This window comes from Luteimonas abyssi (assembly GCF_001482195.1).
In the GTDB taxonomy this organism is placed as follows: domain Bacteria; phylum Pseudomonadota; class Gammaproteobacteria; order Xanthomonadales; family Xanthomonadaceae; genus Luteimonas; species Luteimonas abyssi.
The window spans coordinates 2,444,636-2,464,020 of sequence record NZ_KQ759763.1 but is presented as its reverse complement, the minus strand read 5'-3'; the positions used below and the strand labels follow the sequence as shown (position 1 = coordinate 2,464,020).

Annotated in this window: 15 protein-coding genes and 8 tRNA genes; 17 read left to right on the top strand and 6 right to left on the bottom strand. The window is 67.4% G+C overall.

What is annotated here, in order from left to right:
- Positions 1–63 precede the first annotated feature (63 nt).
- From ppk1 to RG19_RS10535, 4 genes are all read right to left on the bottom strand, one after another.
- Positions 64–2,127: a polyphosphate kinase 1 gene (ppk1, locus tag RG19_RS10550; RefSeq protein WP_202905388.1), complete on the bottom strand. Its 2,064-nt coding sequence runs from the start codon at positions 2,125–2,127 to the stop codon at positions 64–66.
- A gap of 40 nt (positions 2,128–2,167) precedes the next feature.
- Entirely contained in the window at positions 2,168–3,529 is a 1,362-nt protein-coding gene (gene phoR / locus RG19_RS10545) for a phosphate regulon sensor histidine kinase PhoR (protein WP_058835231.1), read from the bottom strand.
- A gap of 92 nt (positions 3,530–3,621) precedes the next feature.
- Positions 3,622–4,311 (bottom strand): phosphate regulon transcriptional regulator PhoB, encoded by a 690-nt coding sequence (gene phoB / locus RG19_RS10540; RefSeq protein WP_058835230.1) that lies wholly within the window; start codon positions 4,309–4,311, stop codon positions 3,622–3,624.
- An 83-nt stretch (positions 4,312–4,394) separates the two neighbouring features.
- Positions 4,395–6,044, bottom strand: a complete 1,650-nt coding sequence (locus RG19_RS10535) for a M48 family metalloprotease (protein WP_058835229.1) — start codon at positions 6,042–6,044, stop codon at positions 4,395–4,397.
- 202 nt (positions 6,045–6,246) lie between these two features.
- Here RG19_RS10535 and grxC point away from each other — a divergent pair, with 202 nt between their 5' ends.
- The 4 genes from grxC to RG19_RS10515 all read left to right on the top strand — a co-directional run bounded on the left by grxC (position 6,247) and on the right by RG19_RS10515 (position 9,589).
- Entirely contained in the window at positions 6,247–6,516 is a 270-nt protein-coding gene (gene grxC / locus RG19_RS10530) for a glutaredoxin 3 (protein ID WP_058835228.1), read from the top strand.
- Positions 6,513–6,926, top strand: coding sequence for a carboxymuconolactone decarboxylase family protein (locus RG19_RS10525; RefSeq protein WP_058835227.1), 414 nt, complete (start codon positions 6,513–6,515; stop codon positions 6,924–6,926). The genes grxC and RG19_RS10525 overlap by 4 nt, the downstream gene beginning before the upstream one ends.
- Positions 6,927–7,052: 126 nt before the next feature.
- Positions 7,053–8,060, top strand: coding sequence for an isocitrate dehydrogenase (locus tag RG19_RS10520; RefSeq protein WP_058835226.1), 1,008 nt, complete (start codon positions 7,053–7,055; stop codon positions 8,058–8,060).
- A 179-nt stretch (positions 8,061–8,239) separates the two neighbouring features.
- Positions 8,240–9,589, top strand: a complete 1,350-nt coding sequence (locus tag RG19_RS10515; RefSeq protein ID WP_058835225.1) for a Na+/H+ antiporter NhaC family protein — start codon at positions 8,240–8,242, stop codon at positions 9,587–9,589.
- 106 nt (positions 9,590–9,695) lie between these two features.
- On the opposite strand, the gene RG19_RS10510 is transcribed toward RG19_RS10515, so the two are convergent.
- Entirely contained in the window at positions 9,696–10,460 is a 765-nt protein-coding gene (locus RG19_RS10510) for a Bax inhibitor-1/YccA family protein (RefSeq protein ID WP_082672607.1), read from the bottom strand.
- A 302-nt stretch (positions 10,461–10,762) separates the two neighbouring features.
- Between RG19_RS10510 and RG19_RS10505 the strand changes: the two genes are divergently transcribed.
- From RG19_RS10505 to RG19_RS10490, 4 genes are all read left to right on the top strand, one after another.
- A tRNA-Pro gene (locus tag RG19_RS10505) sits at positions 10,763–10,839 on the top strand.
- Between the two features lie 39 nt (positions 10,840–10,878).
- Positions 10,879–10,955 (top strand) — tRNA-Arg (locus RG19_RS10500).
- Between the two features lie 104 nt (positions 10,956–11,059).
- Positions 11,060–11,136: transfer RNA gene (locus tag RG19_RS10495), tRNA-His, on the top strand.
- Positions 11,137–11,216: 80 nt separating this feature from the next.
- Positions 11,217–11,292, top strand: a tRNA-Lys gene (locus tag RG19_RS10490).
- 408 nt (positions 11,293–11,700) lie between these two features.
- On the opposite strand, the gene RG19_RS10485 is transcribed toward RG19_RS10490, so the two are convergent.
- A tRNA-Leu gene (locus RG19_RS10485) sits at positions 11,701–11,785 on the bottom strand.
- Positions 11,786–12,076: 291 nt separating this feature from the next.
- On the opposite strand from RG19_RS10485, the gene tig reads away from it, so the two are divergent.
- The 9 genes from tig to RG19_RS17895 form a co-directional block, all read left to right on the top strand.
- Positions 12,077–13,381: a trigger factor gene (gene tig, locus RG19_RS10480; RefSeq protein WP_058835224.1), complete on the top strand. Its 1,305-nt coding sequence runs from the start codon at positions 12,077–12,079 to the stop codon at positions 13,379–13,381.
- Positions 13,382–13,499: 118 nt separating this feature from the next.
- Positions 13,500–14,126: an ATP-dependent Clp endopeptidase proteolytic subunit ClpP gene (clpP, locus tag RG19_RS10475; protein WP_058835223.1), complete on the top strand. Its 627-nt coding sequence runs from the start codon at positions 13,500–13,502 to the stop codon at positions 14,124–14,126.
- A gap of 153 nt (positions 14,127–14,279) precedes the next feature.
- Positions 14,280–15,563 (top strand): ATP-dependent Clp protease ATP-binding subunit ClpX, encoded by a 1,284-nt coding sequence (gene clpX / locus RG19_RS10470; protein WP_058835222.1) that lies wholly within the window; start codon positions 14,280–14,282, stop codon positions 15,561–15,563.
- 221 nt (positions 15,564–15,784) lie between these two features.
- Positions 15,785–18,217, top strand: coding sequence for an endopeptidase La (gene lon, locus RG19_RS10465; RefSeq protein WP_058835221.1), 2,433 nt, complete (start codon positions 15,785–15,787; stop codon positions 18,215–18,217).
- A gap of 216 nt (positions 18,218–18,433) precedes the next feature.
- Positions 18,434–18,706, top strand: a complete 273-nt coding sequence (locus RG19_RS10460; RefSeq protein ID WP_058835220.1) for an HU family DNA-binding protein — start codon at positions 18,434–18,436, stop codon at positions 18,704–18,706.
- 13 nt (positions 18,707–18,719) lie between these two features.
- Positions 18,720–18,794, top strand: a tRNA-Val gene (locus RG19_RS10455).
- 26 nt (positions 18,795–18,820) lie between these two features.
- Positions 18,821–18,897: transfer RNA gene (locus RG19_RS10450), tRNA-Asp, on the top strand.
- Positions 18,898–19,006: 109 nt separating this feature from the next.
- Positions 19,007–19,083, top strand: a tRNA-Asp gene (locus RG19_RS10445).
- A 113-nt stretch (positions 19,084–19,196) separates the two neighbouring features.
- A partial coding sequence (locus RG19_RS17895; RefSeq protein WP_162267067.1) for a SurA N-terminal domain-containing protein occupies positions 19,197–19,385 on the top strand: 189 nt, incomplete at its 3' end.

Genomic DNA, 19,385 nt, shown 5'->3' with positions numbered 1-19,385 from the left:
GGACTCATCGGCCTTTCGCTGGAGCGGCACCGGCCGCGACGGGGTCGCAGTGTAACCCGGGCCTCAACCCCCGATCCGCCCCAGCAGCCACGACTGTGCCGAATGCGGCATGGCGTCACCTTCCGGCTGCGCCTGCACGTAGGTGCCGTCGGGCTGCAGCAGCCAGGCCTGGGTGTTGTCGGCGAGGTAGTTGTCGATCACCTCTTCCTTCACCTGCGCGGCGATATCGGGATCGAGGAACGGGAAGCAGGTCTCGACGCGGTGCAGCAGGTTGCGCTCCAGCCAGTCCGCACTCGCACCGAACAGTTCCGGCGCGCCGTCGTTGGCGAACCAGTACACGCGGTGGTGCTCGAGGAAACGACCGACGATGGACCGTACGCGGATGGTCTCCGATACCCCTTCCACGCCCGGCCGCAGGGTGCAGGCGCTGCGGATGATCAGGTCGATCTGGACACCGGCCTGCGAGGCCCGATAGAGCGCGCGGATCACCTGCGGCTCGTTGATCGCGTTCATCTTGGCCACGATGCGTGCCGGCCGTCCGGCACGCGCGTGCGCGGCCTCGCGATCGATGCGGTCGATCACGCCGCGATGCAGGGTGAAGGGCGACTGCAGAAGATGCTGCAGGGCGACGGCCGGGGCCAGGCCCGACAACTGCTGGAAGATCTGGTGGACATCGGCACCGATGGCCGGGTTGGCGGTGATCAGGCCGACATCGGTATAGGCGCGTGCGGTCCCGGAGTGATAGTTGCCGGTGCCGAGGTGCGCGTAGCGGCGCAACTTGCGGCCCTCGCGGCGCACGATCAGCAGCATCTTGGCGTGGGTCTTGAAGCCGACCACGCCGTAGACGACCTGCACGCCGGCCTCCTGCAGGCGGTCGGCGACCCCCAGGTTGGCGTCCTCGTCGAAGCGCGCGCGCAGCTCGATCACCACGGTGACGTCCTTGCCGTTGCGCGCGGCCTGCACCAGGTGCTCGACGATCGCCGAATCCTTGCCGGTGCGATACAGGGTCTGCTTGATCGCCAGGACATTCGGGTCCTCGGCGGCCTGCTTGAGCAGCTCCAGTACCGGGGTGAAGGCGTCGAAGGGATGATGCAGCAGCACGTCGCGCTCGGCGACGCGTTCGAACAGGTCGTCGATGCCACGCAGCTGGCGGGGCTGGAACGGCGGAAACTTCAGGTCCGGCCGCTGCACGAGGTCGTAGACCTGGATGACCCGGTTGAGGTTGACCGGTCCGTCGATCCGGTAGACCGCGTTTTCGGGCAGGTCGAAGTTCTTCAGCAGCGTCGAGACGATGGCGCGCGGGCAGTTGGCCGCGATCTCGAGCCGCATCGCGCGCAGATAGCCGCGACCGGCGAGTTCGTCGCGCAGGGCCAGGGCCAGGTTCTCGACCTCGTCCTCGTCGACGATCACCTCGGAGTTGCGGGTCACCCGGAACTGATAGGCGCCCTTGACCGACATGCCGGGGAACAGCTCGTCGACGAACTCCGACAGCACCGACGACAGGAACACGAAGTCCGATTCGCCGCCGGACACCCGTTCGGGCAACTGGATGATGCGTGGCAGCGAGCGCGGCGCGCGCACGATCGCCAGGTGGCCGCTGCGGCCGAACGCGTCCTTGCCCTTGAGCACGACGACGATGTTGAGCGACTTGTTGAGGATCTTCGGGAACGGATGCGCGGGGTCCAGGCCCAGTGGCGACAGCACCGGCATGATCTCGTCGCGGAAGTACGCACGCAGCCAGCGCTTCTGGCGCGCGTTCCAGCGCTCGCGACCGATGATCCGCACGCCGGCATCGGCGAGCGCCGGACGCAGCACGTCGTTCCAGCACTGGTACTGCGCCGCCACCAGGGCGGCGGCACGATCGTGGATGCGGCGCAGGACGGTGCCGGGCGACAGGCCGTCGGGCGGCGTGACCAGCGGGAAGTCCTGCGCGTGGCGGACGGTCGCGGCGCGGATCTCGAAGAACTCGTCGAGATTCGTGCAGGAGATGCACAGGAAGCGCAGGCGCTCGAGCAGCGGGACGGATTCGTCCTGCGCCTGCGCGAGCACGCGGAAATTGAAGTCGAGCTGCGAAAGCTCGCGGTTGAAATACAGCCCGGGGTCGTTGAGCGGGTCGTCGCTGGCCACCGACTCCGGTGTCGGCAGGAGGGCGGCTGCCCGCGAACGCTCAGCCCGCGCGGCTGGCCGGGGGACGCGCTTGGTCACGCTTGGCTCCCTGTCTGGATTCGTGGTTGGGGTGGACGCGGTCGGGCGGGAAGTGACAGGAGAACACACTGCCGCGTCCGACTTCGCTTTCGATCTCCAGCCGCGCCTGGTGCAGCTGGAGCACATGTTTGACGATCGCCAGGCCCAGCCCAGTGCCGCCGAGTTCGCGCGAGCGGCTGGTGGAAACCCGGTAGAAGCGCTCGGTGATCCGCGGCAGATGCGCGGCCGGGATGCCGTAGCCGGTGTCGCGTACGGTCAGCACGGCGCCGCCGTCCGCGTCGCGCCGGAAGCCGACGTCGATGTGGCCGCCGGCGGGGGTGTAGCGGACCGCGTTGGCGACCAGGTTCGAGAACGCGCTGTGCAGCTCCTTGGTCGAGCCCCAGAGGTCGGCATCGTCGGATTGCTCCACGGTGACCGTATGCCGGCCCAGGCTCAGCGCTTCCGCTTCGCGACGCAAGGTGGCCAGCAGCGACGACATCGGCACCGCCTCGTCGGCGGTCGCCTCTTGCGCCTCCAGCCTGGACAGCGTCAGCAGGTCCTCGACCAACTGGGTCATGCGCTGGGACTGCAGGCGCATTTCCGACAGGATCGGTGCCCAGTCGGGCTGCTCCTCCGGGTCGAGCATGTCGAGGTAGCCGTGGATCACCGTCAGCGGCGTGCGCAGCTCGTGCGAAACGTTGGCGACGAAGTCGCGGCGGACCTGCTCCAGCCGCATCAGCTTGCTGACGTCGCGGGCGACCAGCAACCACAGGTTTTCGGAGTAGGGGATCAGCTTGAGGCTGAGCCGGACCGCGGGGTCCAGCGGCGAGGGCGCGTCGAGCAGCGGTTCGGCATGGCGACCGCTGGCGAGCCAGTGCGAGATCGGCAGCGGTTGCAGTCGGTCGCCGACAGAGGCCTCGAGATCGGCTGGATACTGCAGGCCGAGCAACCGCGTCGACGCTTCGTTGAACCACTGCACGCGCTGGCTGTTGCGGTCGAGCACCACGACCGCATCGGGCAGTGCCGCCGCGGCGGCGCGGTAGGCACGCAACATCTCCACCAGCCGGCGCTTGCGGCTGCGGGTGTCGTCCTGGCTCTGGTGCAGCAGGCGGTCGAGTTCGTTCCAGGCGCCGGTGCCGCGGGCGGGCGGCAGATGCCGGCGGGCCTGCAGGCGCAGCAGCAGGCGGCGCAGACGCCACTGCTGCCAGATCACGATGCACAGGGCCGCCAGGGCCAGGGCGGGCCAGGGGTGGCCCACCAGCAGGCCGAGCGCGAGTGCGCCGAGCAGGATCAGGCATTGGCGGCCGAGGGTGCGGCTCCAGCCCACGGCCAGACGCGGCGGCATGGCTCAGGCAGCCCGGTCCCGGGGCGCCCGGGACAGTGCGCGGCGTGTGGCGACGCGAGGGAATCCTGCGGGCATCGGGGCTTCGGATCCGGTCACATGGAGGCCGAGAAACGGTAGCCTGCGCCGCGTACCGTCTGCACCATGCCGTCCAGGCCGACGGGTTCGAGGGTCTTGCGCAACCGCCGGATGTGCACGTCCACGGTGCGTTCTTCGACGTAGACGCTGCCGCCCCAGACATGGTCGAGCAACTGGGTCCGGGAGTAGACCCGCTCGGGATGGGTCATGAAGAAATGCAGCAGGCGGTACTCGGTCGGCCCGATGCTCACCGGCGCGTCGCCGGCGAACACGCGATGGGCGGCGCCGTCGATGCGAAGGCTGCCGACCTGCACGCTGCCGTCTTCCTCGTCGTCGCGGGCGCGCCGCATGACGGCGCGGATGCGCGCCAGCAGTTCGCGGGCGGAGAACGGTTTGACGACGTAGTCGTCCACGCCGGCCTCGAGCCCACCGACGCGGTCGTTCTCCTCGCCGCGCGCGGTCAGCATGATGATCGGGATTTCGCGGGTCAGCGCATCGCGGCGCCAGCGCCGGGCCAGATCCAGGCCGCTGGTCCCGGGCAGCATCCAGTCGAGCAGGATCAGGTCCGGCACCCGGTCGGCGATGGCGTTCTGCGCCTCGCGGGCGTCGCCGGCGTGCGTCGGCTCGAAGTCACCCTTGCGCAGGGCGAAGGCGACCATCTCGCGGATGGCGGGTTCGTCGTCGACGATGAGGATGCGTTTCTGCATGGTCCGGACCCAGGCCAGTTGAACGCATTAGACGACAGATTCATGACACTTGCGTGACACGGATCGCCGCGCCGGACAGGCGCTCAGCGACGTCGCAGATCCTCGTCGCGCATGCCCTGTCGGCGAAGTTCCAGCACCATCGGGGTGATCGTCGCGATCCGGGCATCGATGCGGGCGCGGGCGTAGTAATCGAGATCGTCACGTCGCCGCAACGTGTTCAGCTGGACCAGGGCCTGTTCGGCGCGACCGCTGAGGAACGCGGCTTCGGCGTGCGCTTCGCCGGCGCGGACCGGGTCGCCGGCGATTTCGCTGACCCGGGCGAACGTACGCTGGAAGATGGGGTCGTCGGACGCGCTGCGCAGCAGCGGGCGCAGCAACTCCTGGGCGCGACGGCCGGCTTCGGCGGTGTTGCGTTCGGTCAGCAGGCCGGTATAGGTGAGCGCCACGGCGCGGTTGTTGGGGTAGCGCCGGATCAGATCCTCGAAGCGGGCATCGCCGGCCTCGGCACGGCCGCTGCGGGTCTGCGCCTCGGCCAGCGAGACGTCCAGCCACAGGTCCTCCGGATACGCCTGCAGCAGCTCTGCGAATGCGGTGGCCGCGGCGGCGTACTCGCTGTTGCGCATGCGCGCCAGGGCCAGGCCGTAGCGCTGGTCGTCGCGGAGGGGGGCGCTGCGCGCCATGGCCTCGTATTCGCGGATGGCCGAGGCGGCGGTGTTGGCACTGAGGACACGCATGCGTTCGCGGGTCCAGCCGAAGACGACCGGGTCGCCGCCGGTGCTGGCGCCGGCGCCGGCCGGCAGGCGCAGGTTGAGCGGCAGCAGCGGATTGCCGAAGCCCGTGCCGATGGGGCGCGGGCCGGGTGCCGCGACGATCTGTTCGCTGCGGCTGCCGCCTTCGGGCGTGGAGGTGGTGCCGACGATGGTGCCGCTCTCGCGGGCGATCTGCTCGGCGCGCTGGCGGGCTTCGCTGATGCGGGTGGTGGTGACCGGGTGGGTGCGCAGGTAGTCGGGCAGGCGCTCGCGCTCGCCGCCCTGGTTGGTGCGCGACAGCGCCTGCATGCGCTCGAACATGGTGGCCATGCCGTCGACGTTGTAGCCGGCGCGGGCGAGGGTCCGGATGCCGAGCCGGTCGGCTTCGGATTCGTTGGAGCGGGTGTAGTCGATCTGGCGCTGGATCGCCCAGCCCTGGGCGCCGGCGATGGCGGCCATCGCCGCGTCGCCCGACGAGTTGCTGTCGGTGCTGGCGGCCACCGCGATGGCGCCGAGCATGGCGAGCAGCATCGGCACGCTGTCGCGCTGGGCGCGCTCGACACCGCGCAGCACGTGGTTCTGGGTGACGTGGGCGACCTCGTGGGCGAGCACCGCGGCCACTTCGTCCTCGGTGTGCGCGGTGAGCACCAGCCCCACGTTGAGGCCGATGTAACCGCCCAGGGTCGCGAACGCGTTGACGCCGCGATCGCGCATGGTGAAGAACGTGTAGGACTGGCGCGGTTGATCGCTGGCCGCGGCCAGGCGGCTGCCGGTGGCGCGCAGCCACTCGTCGACCAGCGGGTCCTCGAGGACCATGTCGTAATGGCGCAACTGGGCCAGCAGCATCTGCCCGTACTCCTCCTGCCGCACCGGGCTGAGCAGGGTGCCCGCCGACGACCCGATGTCGGGCAGGCGTTCCTGGGCCGACAGGTGCGGTCCCGCCACACACAGGGCAAGCAGGCAGGCGATCAGGGCGTTGCGCATACGGGGCATCGTAACCGGCTCGACCGGAGCATGAGGCGCGCACGAGGCGCGGACGTGAATAGGCAGTTAATCCGTTGTGCGGTGCCGGTCCGGGCGCGATGCGCGACAGGACGCGGCGTTCCGCCGCAGCGGGCTGGAAAAGCAGGGCCCGCGTGCCCACACTTCGACCCGAGACCGTCCCCGAAGTTTCCGGAGTCACGATGTGAGCGTCCCAGAAATCACTCTCTACACCAGCGCGATGTGCGGCTACTGCGTCGCCGCCAAGACCTTCCTCAAGAGCAAGGGCCTGGACTGGACTGAAGTCCGCATCGATCTCGATGCCGAGGCGCGCCAGCGCATGGTGGCGACGACGAAGCGCACCTCGGTGCCGCAGATCTTCGTCGGCGACACCCATGTGGGCGGCTACGACGACATGATGGCGCTGCACCGCGCGGGCGGGTTCGAGCCGTTGCTGGGCGGCGGCGCCGCATGAGCGCGCCGGAGACCGGGCGCGATGCGGAATCGGAGGCCGATCGCGTCCGTGCCTTCACCGAGTTCCGCAAACGGATGAACGAGCGGATCCTGGCCGAGCCGAACCAGGTGGTCCGGCGCTTTTTCGCGCTCGACACCCAGACCTACCAGGCCGGCGCGCTGGACGTGAAGACCAAGGAACTGCTGGGCCTGGTGGCCTCGCTGGTGCTGCGTTGCGACGATTGCATCAGCTATCACGTCGCGCAGTGTCGCGACGCCGGTGTGACCCGCGAGGAAATGTTCGAGACGTTCTCGGTGGGACTGGTGGTGGGCGGCTCGATCGTCATTCCGCACATGCGTCGCGCCGTCGATTTCCTCGACCGGCTGGAGCAGGGCAGCGCCGGCAGCCCGGCCGAGCATTCGCACGACTGACGCGCGGCCCCGGTGCCCGGGGCGTCCGGTGCGGGGCGGCCCGCAGCCATCTGCGGCATAATAGCGAGCTCCCTTTCCCCATCGGCGCCGTGCACGCGCGGCGCCGACCTGCACGGACACCCCCTCATGACCCAGACGATCACGGTCATCCGCGGCGACGGCATCGGCCCGGAAATCATGGATGCGACCCTCCATGTCCTCGACAGCATGCAGCTCGGCCTGCAGTACGAAGATGCCGACGCCGGCGTGGTCGCGCTGGAGAAGCACGGCGAGTTGCTGCCCGAGGCGACGGTGGATTCGATCCGCCGCAACCGCATCGCACTCAAGAGCCCGTTGAGCACCCCGGTCGGCGGTGGCTTCAGCTCGATCAACGTGGAACTGCGCCGCAAGTTCGACCTCTACGCCAACGTGCGCCCGGCCAGCTCGTTCCCGAACACCCGCTCGCGCTTCGCCAGCGGCGTGGATCTGATCACCATCCGCGAGAACACCGAAGGCTCTTACATCAGCGAAGGCCAGGAAACCTCGGCCGACGGCGAGAGCGCGGTGTCGATCACCCGCATCACCCGCAAGGGCTCCGACCGCATCGTGCGCTACGCGTTCGAGCTGGCGCGCAGCACCGGGCGCAAGAAGGTCACCATCGTCCACAAGGCGAACATCCTCAAGAGCACCTCGGGCCTGTTCCTGAAGGTGGCGCGTGAAGTCGCCGCCGAGTATCCGGACATCGAGGCCAACGAGATGATCGTGGACAACACCTGCATGCAGCTGGTGATGCGTCCGGAGCAGTTCGACATCATCGTGACCACCAACCTGTTCGGCGACATCATTTCCGACCTGTGTGCGGGGCTGGTCGGCGGCCTGGGCCTGGCGCCCGGCGCCAACATCGGCAAGGACGCGGCGATCTTCGAGGCCGTGCACGGCACCGCGCCCGACATCGCCGGTCAGGGCAAGGCGAACCCCTGCGCGCTGCTGCTGGCCGCAGCGCAGATGCTCGACCACCTCGGCAAGCCGGACGACGCGAGCCGCCTGCGCAAGGCGATCGTCGCCACACTGGAAGCCGGCGACCAACTGACGCCCGATCTCGGCGGCAGCGGCAACACGATGAGTTTTGCCGAGGCCATCGCCAGCCGTATCTGATCCGATGGGCCGGCCGCCCTGCCAGCGCGGCCGGATCCGCGTGATACGAACGCCCGCCGCAAGGCGGGCGTTTTCGTTGGGCAGCGTCCCGTCGGTGCGATGCGACCGTCCCACAAGCGGACATGACGGGGGCCGATAGCCCGCAGCAGAATGGCCGGTCGCGCCCGAGCCCCGATGCCATGCCCACCGAAACCCCGCCCGCCGCCCGCCCCAGTGCGCTCGCGCTGCTGCCGCTGCTGCTCTTCCTCGCGCTGTTCTTCGGCGCAGGCCTGTATTTCACCCTGCAGGGCGAGGCGATGGGCTTCTACCAGTTGCGTGCGCCGGTCGCGATCCTGCCGGCGCTGGCACTCGGCGCCTGGCTGGTGCATCGGGCCGGGATGAAGCCTGGCGAGATCCTGCTGCGCGGCATGGGCGATCCGAACATCGTCCTGATGTGCCTGATCTTCCTGCTCGCCGGCGCGTTCGCGCACGTCTCCAGTGCGATCGGCGCGGTGGACGCGGTGGTGGCGATGGGCGTGGGGCACCTGCCCGCGGCGTTGATCCTGCCGGGCCTTTTCGTGCTGGCGTCGTTCATTTCGCTGGCGATCGGCAGCTCGATGGGCACCATTGCCGCGGTCGTGCCGATCGCGCTGGGCGTGGCCGATGCGGCCGGCCTGGATCGTGCGTTGGTGGTCGGGACGGTGATCGGCGGGGCGATGTTCGGCGACAACCTGTCGGTGATCTCGGACACGACGATCGCGTCCACGCGCACCCAGGGCGCGCAGATGCGCGACAAGTTCCGCGAGAACTTCAAGATCGCGATGCCGGCGGCGTTGGCGACCATCGGCCTGCTGCTGTGGCTGGGCGAATCCGCACCGGTGGCGACCGAGGAGTCCGCTTCGGCCTGGTTGGCGCTGCCGTACGTGATCGTGCTGGGGCTCGCGCTGGCGGGCCTGGATGTGCTGCTCGTGCTGGGCATCGGGCTGGCGCTGGCCGGGGGCTTCGGGCTCGCCTTCGGCGGCGACTACGACGTGGTGCAGTTGGCGGGCGATATCTGGATCGGGTTCGAGGGCATGACCGAGATCCTGCTGCTGTCGCTGCTGATCGGAGGCCTCGGCGCCATGATGAAGGCCAGTGGTGGGCTCGATTGGCTGGCGGGCGCGATCGCGCGCGTGGCCGGCGGGCGGCGTGGCCGGCGCAGCGGGGAATTCAGCATCGCGGCCCTGTCGGCGAGCGCGGATGCGTTCACCGCCAACAACACCGTCGCGATCCTGGTCAGTGGCAGTGTCGCCCGGGATATCGCGATCCGCCACGGCATCAGCCCGCGGCGTGCGGCCAGCGTGCTCGACATCTTCGCCTGTGTGGTGCAGGGCGTGATTCCCTACGGCGCGCAGATCCTGCTCGCGGCCTCGCTGGCTGCTGTGTCGCCGTTGGCGTTGGCCGGCAGCGTCTACTACTGCTGGCTGCTGGCGGCTGTGGCGATCGGCTTCATGTTATGGCCGGTGCGTGCGGAGGTGGCCGCGGGCGGCGCGTCGCCCGTGCGGGACTGATGGGTGACGGACCGTTTGCCGGGTGTCGGGCGGTCGACACGAATGCAACAGGGCGCCCGAAGGCGCCCTGTCCGGAGTTCCGAGAGCGGCAGGTGCCGCGGTCGGTTCAGTCGCGTCCCTGCAGCTTGGCCAGCAGGCGCAGGAATTCGATGTACAGCCACACCAGTGTGACCATCAGGCCGAACGCGCCGTACCACTCCATGTACTTCGGTGCGCCCTGTTCGACGCCGGTTTCGATGAAGTCGAAGTCCAGCACCAGATTCAGTGCGGCGATCACCAGCACGAACAGGCTGAAGCCGATGCCGATCAGGCCGCTTTCGTGGATCAACGGAATGCCGCTGCCGAACATGTTCAGCACGATCGACGCCAGATACACCAGCATGATGCCGCCCGTGGCCGCGACCACGCCGAGCTTGAAGTTCTCGGTAGCCTTGATCAGACCGCTGCGGTAGGCGAACAGCATCGCGAACAGGGTGCCGAAGGTGAGCATCACCGCCTGCATCACGATGCCTTCGTACATGGCGTTGAACATCGCCGAGATCGCGCCGAGGAAGAAGCCCTCGACCAGCGCGTAGAGCGGTGCGGTGACCGGGGCCCAGGCCTTTTTGAGGATGGTGATCACGGCGATGACGAGGCCGCCGATCAGCCCGCCCCACATGTAGAAGCCGGCGCTGCTCGTGGGCTGGCCATCCGCGCCGATGGTCTGGCTCCATGCGAATGCGGCGGTCAGGACCGACAGCAGCAACAGAAAGCCTGTCTTGTTGACGGTCCCGTTGAGGGTCATCGCCTCGTCACTTCGCGACACCACGGTGCCGCTGCCGAGATCGAGAAAGGTGGAATCCTTGAGGGCAGGATTGGCGCTGCGCATCATCCGGGTGTCCCCTGTAGTCGTTTCGAGTCTGTCCGCGAATATACCTTGCCCAATGTGGCGAGATGGCGTGGACGGGTCGGCGAGATGACGCCGGCATGAACGCGTCCGGCCAGCGTAGGCCCCTGTCGCGCGCGCGAAACGAGGTGTTCCCCGCAGCCGGGGCCCGCCCGCCCTGCGCTCGTCTTCGAGCGAGGGGAGATCTGTCGTCCCGATCCGGAAAATGAATTGACAGCAGCGCACCGGCTCCGGACAATGACCGCCCTTCGCGCTGAATGGCGGGGAGGCGAACCGTACGACGTCGGCGGGGTATAGCGCAGTCTGGTAGCGCGCCTGCTTTGGGAGCAGGATGTCGGGGGTTCGAATCCCTCTACCCCGACCATCCCGTTCCCTCGGGTCCGGCGTCGCGATTCGGTACCGAGCGCCCGTAGCTCAACCGGATAGAGCACCGGCCTTCTAAGCCGGTGGTTGCAGGTTCGAGTCCTGCCGGGCGCGCCAGCTCGGCAGGCGTCGAGTAAGGAAGCCGCGGAGCGGTTTCCCAAGTCCTTCGCAGGAGGCGAGGGCAGGGTGCAGTGAAACGTGCCCGGCGATATCGATCGATGGTGGCTGTAGCTCAGTTGGTTAGAGTTCTGGATTGTGATTCCAGTGGTCGGGGGTTCGAGTCCCCTCAGCCACCCCATCTTTCGCGGTGCGTCGTTTTGTTCCGCAGAACGATTGCCCGCAGCGCGCGGGTTCTGTACACTGCGCGCCCGCTTCATCGGGCCGTTAGCTCAGTTGGTAGAGCAGCTGACTCTTAATCAGTAGGTCCAAGGTTCGAATCCTTGACGGCCCACCATTTCGCGAACAACGCCCGGCTTGCCGGGCGTTGTTCGTTTCGGGCCCCGGGCGCTTTCGCGCGTGCCGGCCGCACGGCTCGTGCGTCGCCGGCGTGCATCCGGTGATGGGTGGCGTGTCCAGTGACATTGGCACCTGCGCGGCGACATCCGGTCGCAGGTTCCCTGGCTGGGCGTCGAGGCCGGCTGGAGCATGCTGCGCGCGGTGAGGTCGGCTCCCGAGTTCGGCCGGCAGTCCGGCCGGTCTCGCCTTTGGTCACGAACGAGGCGCCGATCGCTGCGGGATGGGCGGGTCGCAACCTCGCAGGCGCGGGCGCCGGAGCGCCGCGGCGGAGCCTGTCTGATCGGCCGGGCGAGCTCGCGAACGCCCGTTCGCGAAGGTCGGGGAGCGATTCCCTGCCCGGGTGGGCTGGTGCGGAAGGGGGGACTCGAACCCCCACGCCTCGCGGCGTCAGAACCTAAATCTGGTGCGTCTACCAATTCCGCCACTTCCGCCGGCAGCTCGCCATTCTAGTGCGAGTTCCGACCGGAGGGGCCGGTCGGGGCGGCTTGCGCGGCGGGCGGGGCGAGCAGGGCGTGCCGCCGCCGGACGAGGGCGCGCCCGGCTCGCGGTGTCGGCACGGGCCGCCACGCTGGCGGCACCGCACGGAATCCGCCAGAATATCCCGTTCTGCCGCCGGCGCGGCCGGTGCCAGGAGGGTGGCGGTCGATCGGCCGGTGCTCGCCCCAGCAACCCCTTTCAAAGAGAACATCGCTCGCGGCCAGGCCGCGACCGCAGGAGTGGATATGCAAGTTTCGGTCGAATCCGTTGGCAATCTCGAGCGTCGGATGACGTTCCGGCTCCCGGCCGAGCGCCTGGAAAGCGGCGTCGGCGGCCGTCTGCGCGAGATCGCGCGCACGGCCCGCATCAAGGGCTTCCGCCCCGGCAAGGTGCCGGCCAAGGTGATCGAGCAGCGCTTCGGCGAGCAGGTGCGTGCCGAGGTGCTCGATCGCCTGCTCCGCGAGGGGTTCGACCAGGCCGTGCGCGAGAACGAACTGCGCATCGCCGGTGCTCCGCGCATCGAGCCGGAGTCCGAAGGTGGCGAGGAATTCGCCTACGTCGCGACCTTCGAGGTCGTGCCCGAGTTCGGCGAGCTGGACATGTCCAAGCTGACCGTCGTGCGGCACACCGCCGAGGTCGCCGACGAGGACATCGATCGGATGATCGAGAACCTGCGCCTGCAGCGCCGCAGCTGGAGTGCGGTCACCCGCGCCGCCCAGCAGGGCGATGCGGTCGACCTCAAGACCTGGTCGCAGATCGGCGACGAGCGCGTGCCTGCCGAAGGCGCCGAGGACGGCACCGCCGTGCTCGGCAGCGGCGCGATGCTGCCGGCACTGGAGGCCGCACTGGACGGCATGTCCGCCGGTGACGAGAAGACCGTCGACGTCGAGTTTCCCGCCGACTGGCGCGTGACCCGCCTGGCCGGCCAGAAGGCGCAGGTGCACCTGGCGGTCGAGCGCGTGTCCGAGCAGGTTCTGCCTGAGGCCGATGCCGCCTTCATCAAGAGCTTCGGCGTGAAGGACGGCGACCCCGACACCTTCCGCAAGGAAATCCGCAGCAATCTGGAGCGCGAGCTCAAGGGCGCGCTGATGAACCGCCTGCGCCGTGAAGTCGGCGAGCAACTGACCACGACCTGGGCCGACGTCGAGCTGCCGCCCAAGCTGGTCGAGAACGAGGCCCGTGCCATGGTGGCCCAGACCGCCGAGCAGGCGCGCCGTCAGGGCCGCCAGATCGACGTGCCGGCCGATGCGCATCTCGGTTTCATGGACGGCGCGCGCAAGCGCGTGCTGATGGGCCTGCTGGTGGGCGAAGTCGCCCGGATCAACGCGCTGCAGCTCGACCCCAAGCGTCTGAACGAGACGCTGCGTCTCATCGCCTCCACCTACGAGGAGCCGGACCAGGTCATTGAGTTGTACCGCAACGATCCCCAGCTGATGTCGGGACTGCAGAACCGCGTGATGGAGGAGCAGGTGATCGACTGGATCGCCGAGCGCGCCCAGCACACCGAAAAGTCGGTGAGCTTCCAGGACGCCATCTCGCAGCAGCAGTGACGATTGCCGGTGTGAAGGGGAGTCTCCTTCGCGCCGGTTTGCCGGCCGGCGGGTGCCGAAGGTCCCCCGCGGTCGGCGTTACCCCCAGCACGATTCCATCCAAGCAGGAGATCCGCGCGTGGACCAAGTGACCAAAGCCCTGAACATGGTGCCGATGGTGGTCGAGCAGACCAGCCGCGGTGAGCGCGCGTACGACATCTACTCGCGTCTGCTCAAGGAGCGGATCATCTTCCTGGTCGGCCCCATCGACGACCATGTCGCGAATGTCGTGGTCGCGCAGATGCTGTTCCTCGAGGCGGAAAATCCCGAGAAGGACATCAGCCTGTACATCAATTCGCCCGGTGGCGTGGTGACCGCGGGCCTGGCGATCTACGACACGATGCAGTTCATCAAGCCCGACGTCAGCACGATGTGCATCGGCCAGGCGGCCAGTGCCGGCTCGATGCTGCTGATGGCCGGTGCCAAGGGCAAGCGCTACGCGCTGCCGAACTCGCGGGTGATGATCCATCAGCCGTCGGGCGGCGCCCAGGGCCAGGCCACCGACATCGAGATCCACGCGCGCGAGATCCTCTATCTGCGTCAGCGCCTGAACCAGCTCTACGCCGACCACACCGGTCAGCCGATCGAGCAGATCGAGCGCGACATGGAGCGCGACCGCTTCCTCAGCGCCGAGGGCGCCAAGGAGTACGGGCTGATCGACGATGTGCTCCAGCGCCGTCCGGAAGATTCCATCCAGCCCGCTTGATCATCCGATGAGGGGCTGAAAATCGGGGCAAGCGATTGAATCTGCTTGCCTTTTGACGTCGGCGACGGGTGCCATGGCACCCTGTCGCCGCTATGCTATTCTCGGGCCGTCCCACCGCTTTTGGCGGTCCGTTTCATCTGGTAACCGAAACACATGAGCAAAGACTCCCAGGGCCGTTCCGGTGACAGCAACAAGATCCTGTACTGCTCGTTCTGCGGAAAGAGCCAGCACGAGGTCCGCAAGCTGATCGCCGGCCCCAGCGTGTTCATCTGCGATGAATGCGTGGAGCTGTGCAACGACATCATCCGCGAGGAACTCGAGGAAAAGGCCCAGTCGGCACGCAGCTCGCTGCCCAAGCCGAAGGAGATCCTCGAGGTTCTCGACCAGTACGTGATCGGCCAGCCGCGCGCCAAGCGCACACTGGCGGTGGCGGTCTACAACCACTACAAGCGCATCGAGAGCCGGCAGAAGAGCGACGAGGTCGAGCTGGCGAAGTCGAACATCCTGCTGGTCGGACCGACCGGCTCTGGCAAGACGCTGCTGGCCGAAACGCTGGCGCGGCTGCTCAACGTGCCGTTCACCATGGCCGATGCGACGACCCTCACCGAAGCCGGCTATGTCGGCGAGGACGTCGAGAACATCATCCAGAAGCTGCTGCAGAAGTGCGACTACGACGTCGAGAAAGCGCAGCAGGGCATCGTCTACATCGACGAGATCGACAAGATCTCGCGCAAGAGCGAGAACCCGTCGATCACCCGCGACGTGTCCGGCGAGGGTGTGCAGCAGGCACTGCTGAAGCTCATCGAAGGCACGATGGCGAGCGTGCCACCGCAGGGCGGGCGCAAGCACCCGCAGCAGGAGTTCCTGCAGGTCGACACGCGCAACATTCTCTTCATCGTCGGCGGCGCGTTCGCCGGGTTGGACAAGATCATCCAGCAGCGCAGCGCGGATGCCGGCGGCATCGGCTTCGGCGCCAAGCTCAAGAGCACCGAACGCAAGGCCGAGACCGGCAAGGTACTGGCCGACGTCGAGCCGGAAGACCTGATCAAGTTCGGCCTGATCCCCGAGTTCGTCGGTCGCCTGCCGGTGGTCGCCACGCTGGAGGAACTCGACGAGGCCGCGCTGGTGAAGATCCTCACCGAGCCGAAGAACGCGATCACCAAGCAGTTCAAGCGCCTGTTCGAGATGGAAGAGGTCGAGCTGGAGTTCCGTGAGGACGCCCTGCTGGCGATCGCGCGCAAGGCGATCAAGCGCAAGACGGGTGCGCGCGGACTGCGCACCATCGTCGAATCGGTGCTGCTCGACACCATGTACGACCTGCCCTCGCAGGAGAACGTGAGCAAGGTGGTCGTCGACGAGTCGGTGATCGAGCACAAGTCCGAGCCGTATCTGATCTACCAGACGCCAGCGACGCCGAAGGTCGCCTCGGGCGAGTGACAAACAAGCGTCGCGCCATCAGGCGCGCACGGATGAATCAACGCTGCCCGCGACCTGACAGGTCGCGGGCAGTTTCGTTTCCAAGTCCCTGATTCCCGGTGCGCCTGAACCCGCTGCGCGGGCGGCACGCAGTGTCCGCTTGCAAGCACTGCGCGAGAGCCCCATAACGGAGCCATGTCTTCACGCGTCGCCGCCGGGCGGCGCATGCATCCGGAGTTCCGATGACCGCTTCCCCCGAGTCCGCCACGTTCGACCTGCCGGTATTGCCGCTGCGCGATGTCGTGGTGTTTCCGCATATGGTCATTCCACTGTTCGTCGGCCGCGAAAAATCCATTCGCGCACTCGATCAGGCGATGGAGGGCGACAAGCGGATCCTGCTGGTCGCGCAGAAGTCCGCCGAGACCGACGATCCCAAGGCCGACGATCTCTACCAGGTCGGCACCGTGGCGCAACTGCTGCAACTGCTGAAACTCCCCGACGGCACCATCAAGGTGCTGGTCGAGGGTGTGTCGCGCGCGCGCGTCGAAGCCGTGGAAGAGAAGGGCGACACCCTGAGCGCGCGCGGACACGAAATCGAATCGAGCGACGGTCGCGGCGAGCGCGAGATCGAGGCCGTGGCGCGTTCGCTGATGAGCCTGTTCGAGCAGTACGTCAAGACCAGCCGCAAGCTGCCGCCCGAACTGCTGCAGACGCTCGCCGGCATCGACGAGCCGGGGCGCCTGGGCGACACCATCGCCGCGCACCTGGGCGTGCGCCTGGCCGACAAGCAGAAACTGCTGGAAACCTTCGAGACCGGCGATCGGCTGGAGCTGCTGGTCGGCTTCGTCGACGGCGAGATCGACGTGCAGCAGATGGAGAAGCGCATCCGCGGTCGGGTCAAGTCGCAGATGGAGAAGTCGCAGCGCGAGTACTACCTCAACGAGCAGATGAAGGCGATCCAGAAAGAACTGGGCGAGATGGACGATGCGCCCAACGACATCGAGGAGGTCGCGCGCAAGATCGCCGAGGCCGGGATGCCCAAGCCGGTGGAGGCCAAGGCCAAGAGCGAGTTCAGCAAGCTCAAGCAGATGTCGCCGATGTCGGCCGAGGCCGCGGTCGTGCGCAATTATCTGGAGTGGATTCTCGGCGTGCCGTGGAAGAAGCGCAGCAAGGTGCGCAAGGATCTGAAGGTGGCCGAGGAAACACTGGACGCCGATCACTACGGCCTGGAGAAGGTCAAGGAACGCATCCTCGAGTACCTCGCGGTGCAGGCGCGGGTGAAGCAACTGCGCGGCCCGATCCTGTGTCTGGTCGGGCCGCCCGGCGTCGGCAAGACCTCGCTGGGGCAGTCGATCGCCAAGGCCACCAACCGCAAGTTCGTGCGCATGAGCCTGGGTGGCGTGCGCGACGAGGCCGAGATCCGGGGCCATCGCCGTACCTACGTCGGTTCGATGCCGGGGCGGATCGTGCAGAACCTCAACAAGGCCGGCACCAAGAATCCGCTGTTCGTGCTCGACGAGATCGACAAGATGTCGATGGATTTCCGCGGCGACCCGTCCTCGGCGTTGCTGGAGGTACTCGATCCGGAGCAGAACAACGCGTTCAACGATCACTATCTCGAGGTCGACCTCGACCTGTCCGAGGTGATGTTCGTGGCGACGTCCAACTCGCTCAACATCCCGGGGCCGCTGCTCGACCGGATGGAGGTCATCCGCATTCCCGGCTACACCGAGGAAGAGAAGCTCAACATCGCCACCCGTTACTTGGTGCCCAAGCAGCTCAAGGCCAACGGGCTCAAGCCCGAGGAACTGAAGATCGCCGAGGCCGCGATCCGTGACATCGTGCGCTTCTACACGCGCGAATCCGGCGTGCGCAACCTGGAGCGCGAGATCTCCAAGATCTGCCGCAAGGTGGTCAAGGAAATCGCGCTGGCCGGCCCGCAGGCCAAGAAGGCCAAGGCGGTGTCAGTGGGCGAGAAGAATCTCGACAAGTATCTGGGCGTGCGCCGTTACGACTTCGGTCGCGCCGAGGAGGACAACGAGATCGGTCTGGTCACCGGGCTGGCCTGGACCGAGGTCGGTGGCGACCTGCTGCAGATCGAATCCACCCTCGTGCCCGGCAAGGGCCAGCTGATCCTGACCGGCCAGCTCGGCGACGTGATGAAGGAGTCGGCGTCGGCGGCGCTGTCGGTGGTGCGCGCGCGCGCGGAGCGCCTCGGCATGGAGATCGACTTCCTGCAGAAGCACGACGTCCATGTCCACGTGCCCGATGGCGCCACGCCGAAAGACGGTCCGAGCGCCGGCATCGCGATGACCACGGCGCTGGTGTCGACGCTGACCAAGATCCCGGTGCGCGCCGATGTGGCGATGACCGGCGAGATCACCCTGCGCGGACGGGTCACCGCGATCGGCGGACTGAAGGAGAAGCTGCTGGCGGCGATGCGTGGCGGCATCCGCACGGTGATCATCCCGGAGGAGAACCGCAAGGACCTGACCGACATTCCGAAGACCGTGACCCAGCACATCAAGATCGTGCCGGTGAAGTGGGTCGACGAGGTTCTCGATCTCGCGCTCGAGCGTCCCCTGGCCCCGAAGGCGGCGAAGAAGGACGTCGGCGAGGTCGTTCCGAAGTCGCGCACGCGCAAGTCGGGCACGCAGGCCGGCGTCAAGCATTGACAGTCTCGCGGTCACTGCGTTAACGGCAGAAAAACCGCGCCCTTATGCGCTTTTTCTTGCGTGTGCAGGGCCGCGGCTGGTATAAAGCCCGCACTCGCGATGCGCGACCTCGGTCGCACATCGCGCCTTCCGGACCGGCTGGCAGAACATCAATTCGAGCGCTTGGCCGGCCGCCATTTTTTTCGCGACACATCCGTCGCCCAGGAGCGTCTCTCAATGAAGAAATCCGACATGATCTCCGTCGTCGCCGAGAAGTGCGACCTCACCAAGGCCCAGGCCACGTGCGCCGTCGACGCCGTGTTCGATGCCATCGCCGACGGTCTGCGTCAGGGCGAGGACGTCGCCATCGCCGGTTTCGGTACCTTCGAAGTCCGTGAGCGCGCCGCCCGTACCGGTCGCAACCCGCGCACCGGCGAAGAGATCCAGATTCCGGCCACCAAGAATCCTGCGTTCAAGGCTGGCAAAGCGCTCAAGGACGGTGTAAATTAAGCGGCTCCTTCGGGGGTGCTTAGCTCAGTGGTAGAGCGTCGCCCTTACAAGGCGAGGGTCGGGGGTTCGAAACCCTCAGCACCCACCAAGCCACAGGTTTGAAGAGTTGCACGTGGAGCGGTAGTTCAGTTGGTTAGAATGCTGGCCTGTCACGCCGGAGGTCGCGGGTTCGAGTCCCGTCCGCTCCGCCACGAACTCTGAAGGGCACCGGGAACGGTGCCCTTCTTTTCTGCAAAGGGTCGGGTCAGTTGTTCCGTGACCCAATCCGCCATGCGGCCAGGCTGCATGGGCAAGGACATTGGAGCGGTAGTTCAGTTGGTTAGAATGCTGGCCTGTCACGCCGGAGGTCGCGGGTTCGAGTCCCGTCCGCTCCGCCATCGTCCCGAAGAAGGCGCCCTCGTGGCGCCTTTTTCTTTGTCCGGGCCGGCCGCTGCCGCCGGGCCGCAATCCGGTTAAACTGCGCGGCTACGTCAAAACGTCGGTCGTCGCCATGCTGCAAGCCCTGAGAGAAAAAACGAGCGGTTGGATCGCGGTGGTCATCGTGGTCCTGCTGGCGATTCCGTTCGCGTTCTTCGGGAGTGAGCAGTTCCTGTTCCAGGGCGGCAGCCAGGTCGCACGGGTGGAGGCGCCGCCGTCGTGGTGGCGTGGTGCGCCGGACTGGTGGCTGGTGCGCAGATTC

Excerpts from the sequence above, each read along its gene's own strand:
- RG19_RS10525 (WP_058835227.1), top strand. The coding sequence starts at position 6,513 with ATGAGCGCGCCGGAGACCGGGCGCGATGCGGAATCGGAGGCCGATCGC.
- RG19_RS10460 (WP_058835220.1), top strand. The coding sequence starts at position 18,434 with ATGAAGAAATCCGACATGATCTCCGTCGTCGCCGAGAAGTGCGACCTC.
- phoB (WP_058835230.1), bottom strand. The coding sequence starts at position 4,311 with ATGCAGAAACGCATCCTCATCGTCGACGACGAACCCGCCATCCGCGAG.
- RG19_RS10535 (WP_058835229.1), bottom strand. The coding sequence starts at position 6,044 with ATGCGCAACGCCCTGATCGCCTGCCTGCTTGCCCTGTGTGTGGCGGGA.
- clpX (WP_058835222.1), top strand. The coding sequence starts at position 14,280 with ATGAGCAAAGACTCCCAGGGCCGTTCCGGTGACAGCAACAAGATCCTG.
- RG19_RS10520 (WP_058835226.1), top strand. The coding sequence starts at position 7,053 with ATGACCCAGACGATCACGGTCATCCGCGGCGACGGCATCGGCCCGGAA.
- RG19_RS10515 (WP_058835225.1), top strand. The coding sequence starts at position 8,240 with ATGCCCACCGAAACCCCGCCCGCCGCCCGCCCCAGTGCGCTCGCGCTG.
- tig (WP_058835224.1), top strand. The coding sequence starts at position 12,077 with ATGCAAGTTTCGGTCGAATCCGTTGGCAATCTCGAGCGTCGGATGACG.
- lon (WP_058835221.1), top strand. The coding sequence starts at position 15,785 with ATGACCGCTTCCCCCGAGTCCGCCACGTTCGACCTGCCGGTATTGCCG.
- RG19_RS10510 (WP_082672607.1), bottom strand. The coding sequence starts at position 10,460 with ATGATGCGCAGCGCCAATCCTGCCCTCAAGGATTCCACCTTTCTCGAT.
- phoR (WP_058835231.1), bottom strand. The coding sequence starts at position 3,529 with ATGCCGCCGCGTCTGGCCGTGGGCTGGAGCCGCACCCTCGGCCGCCAA.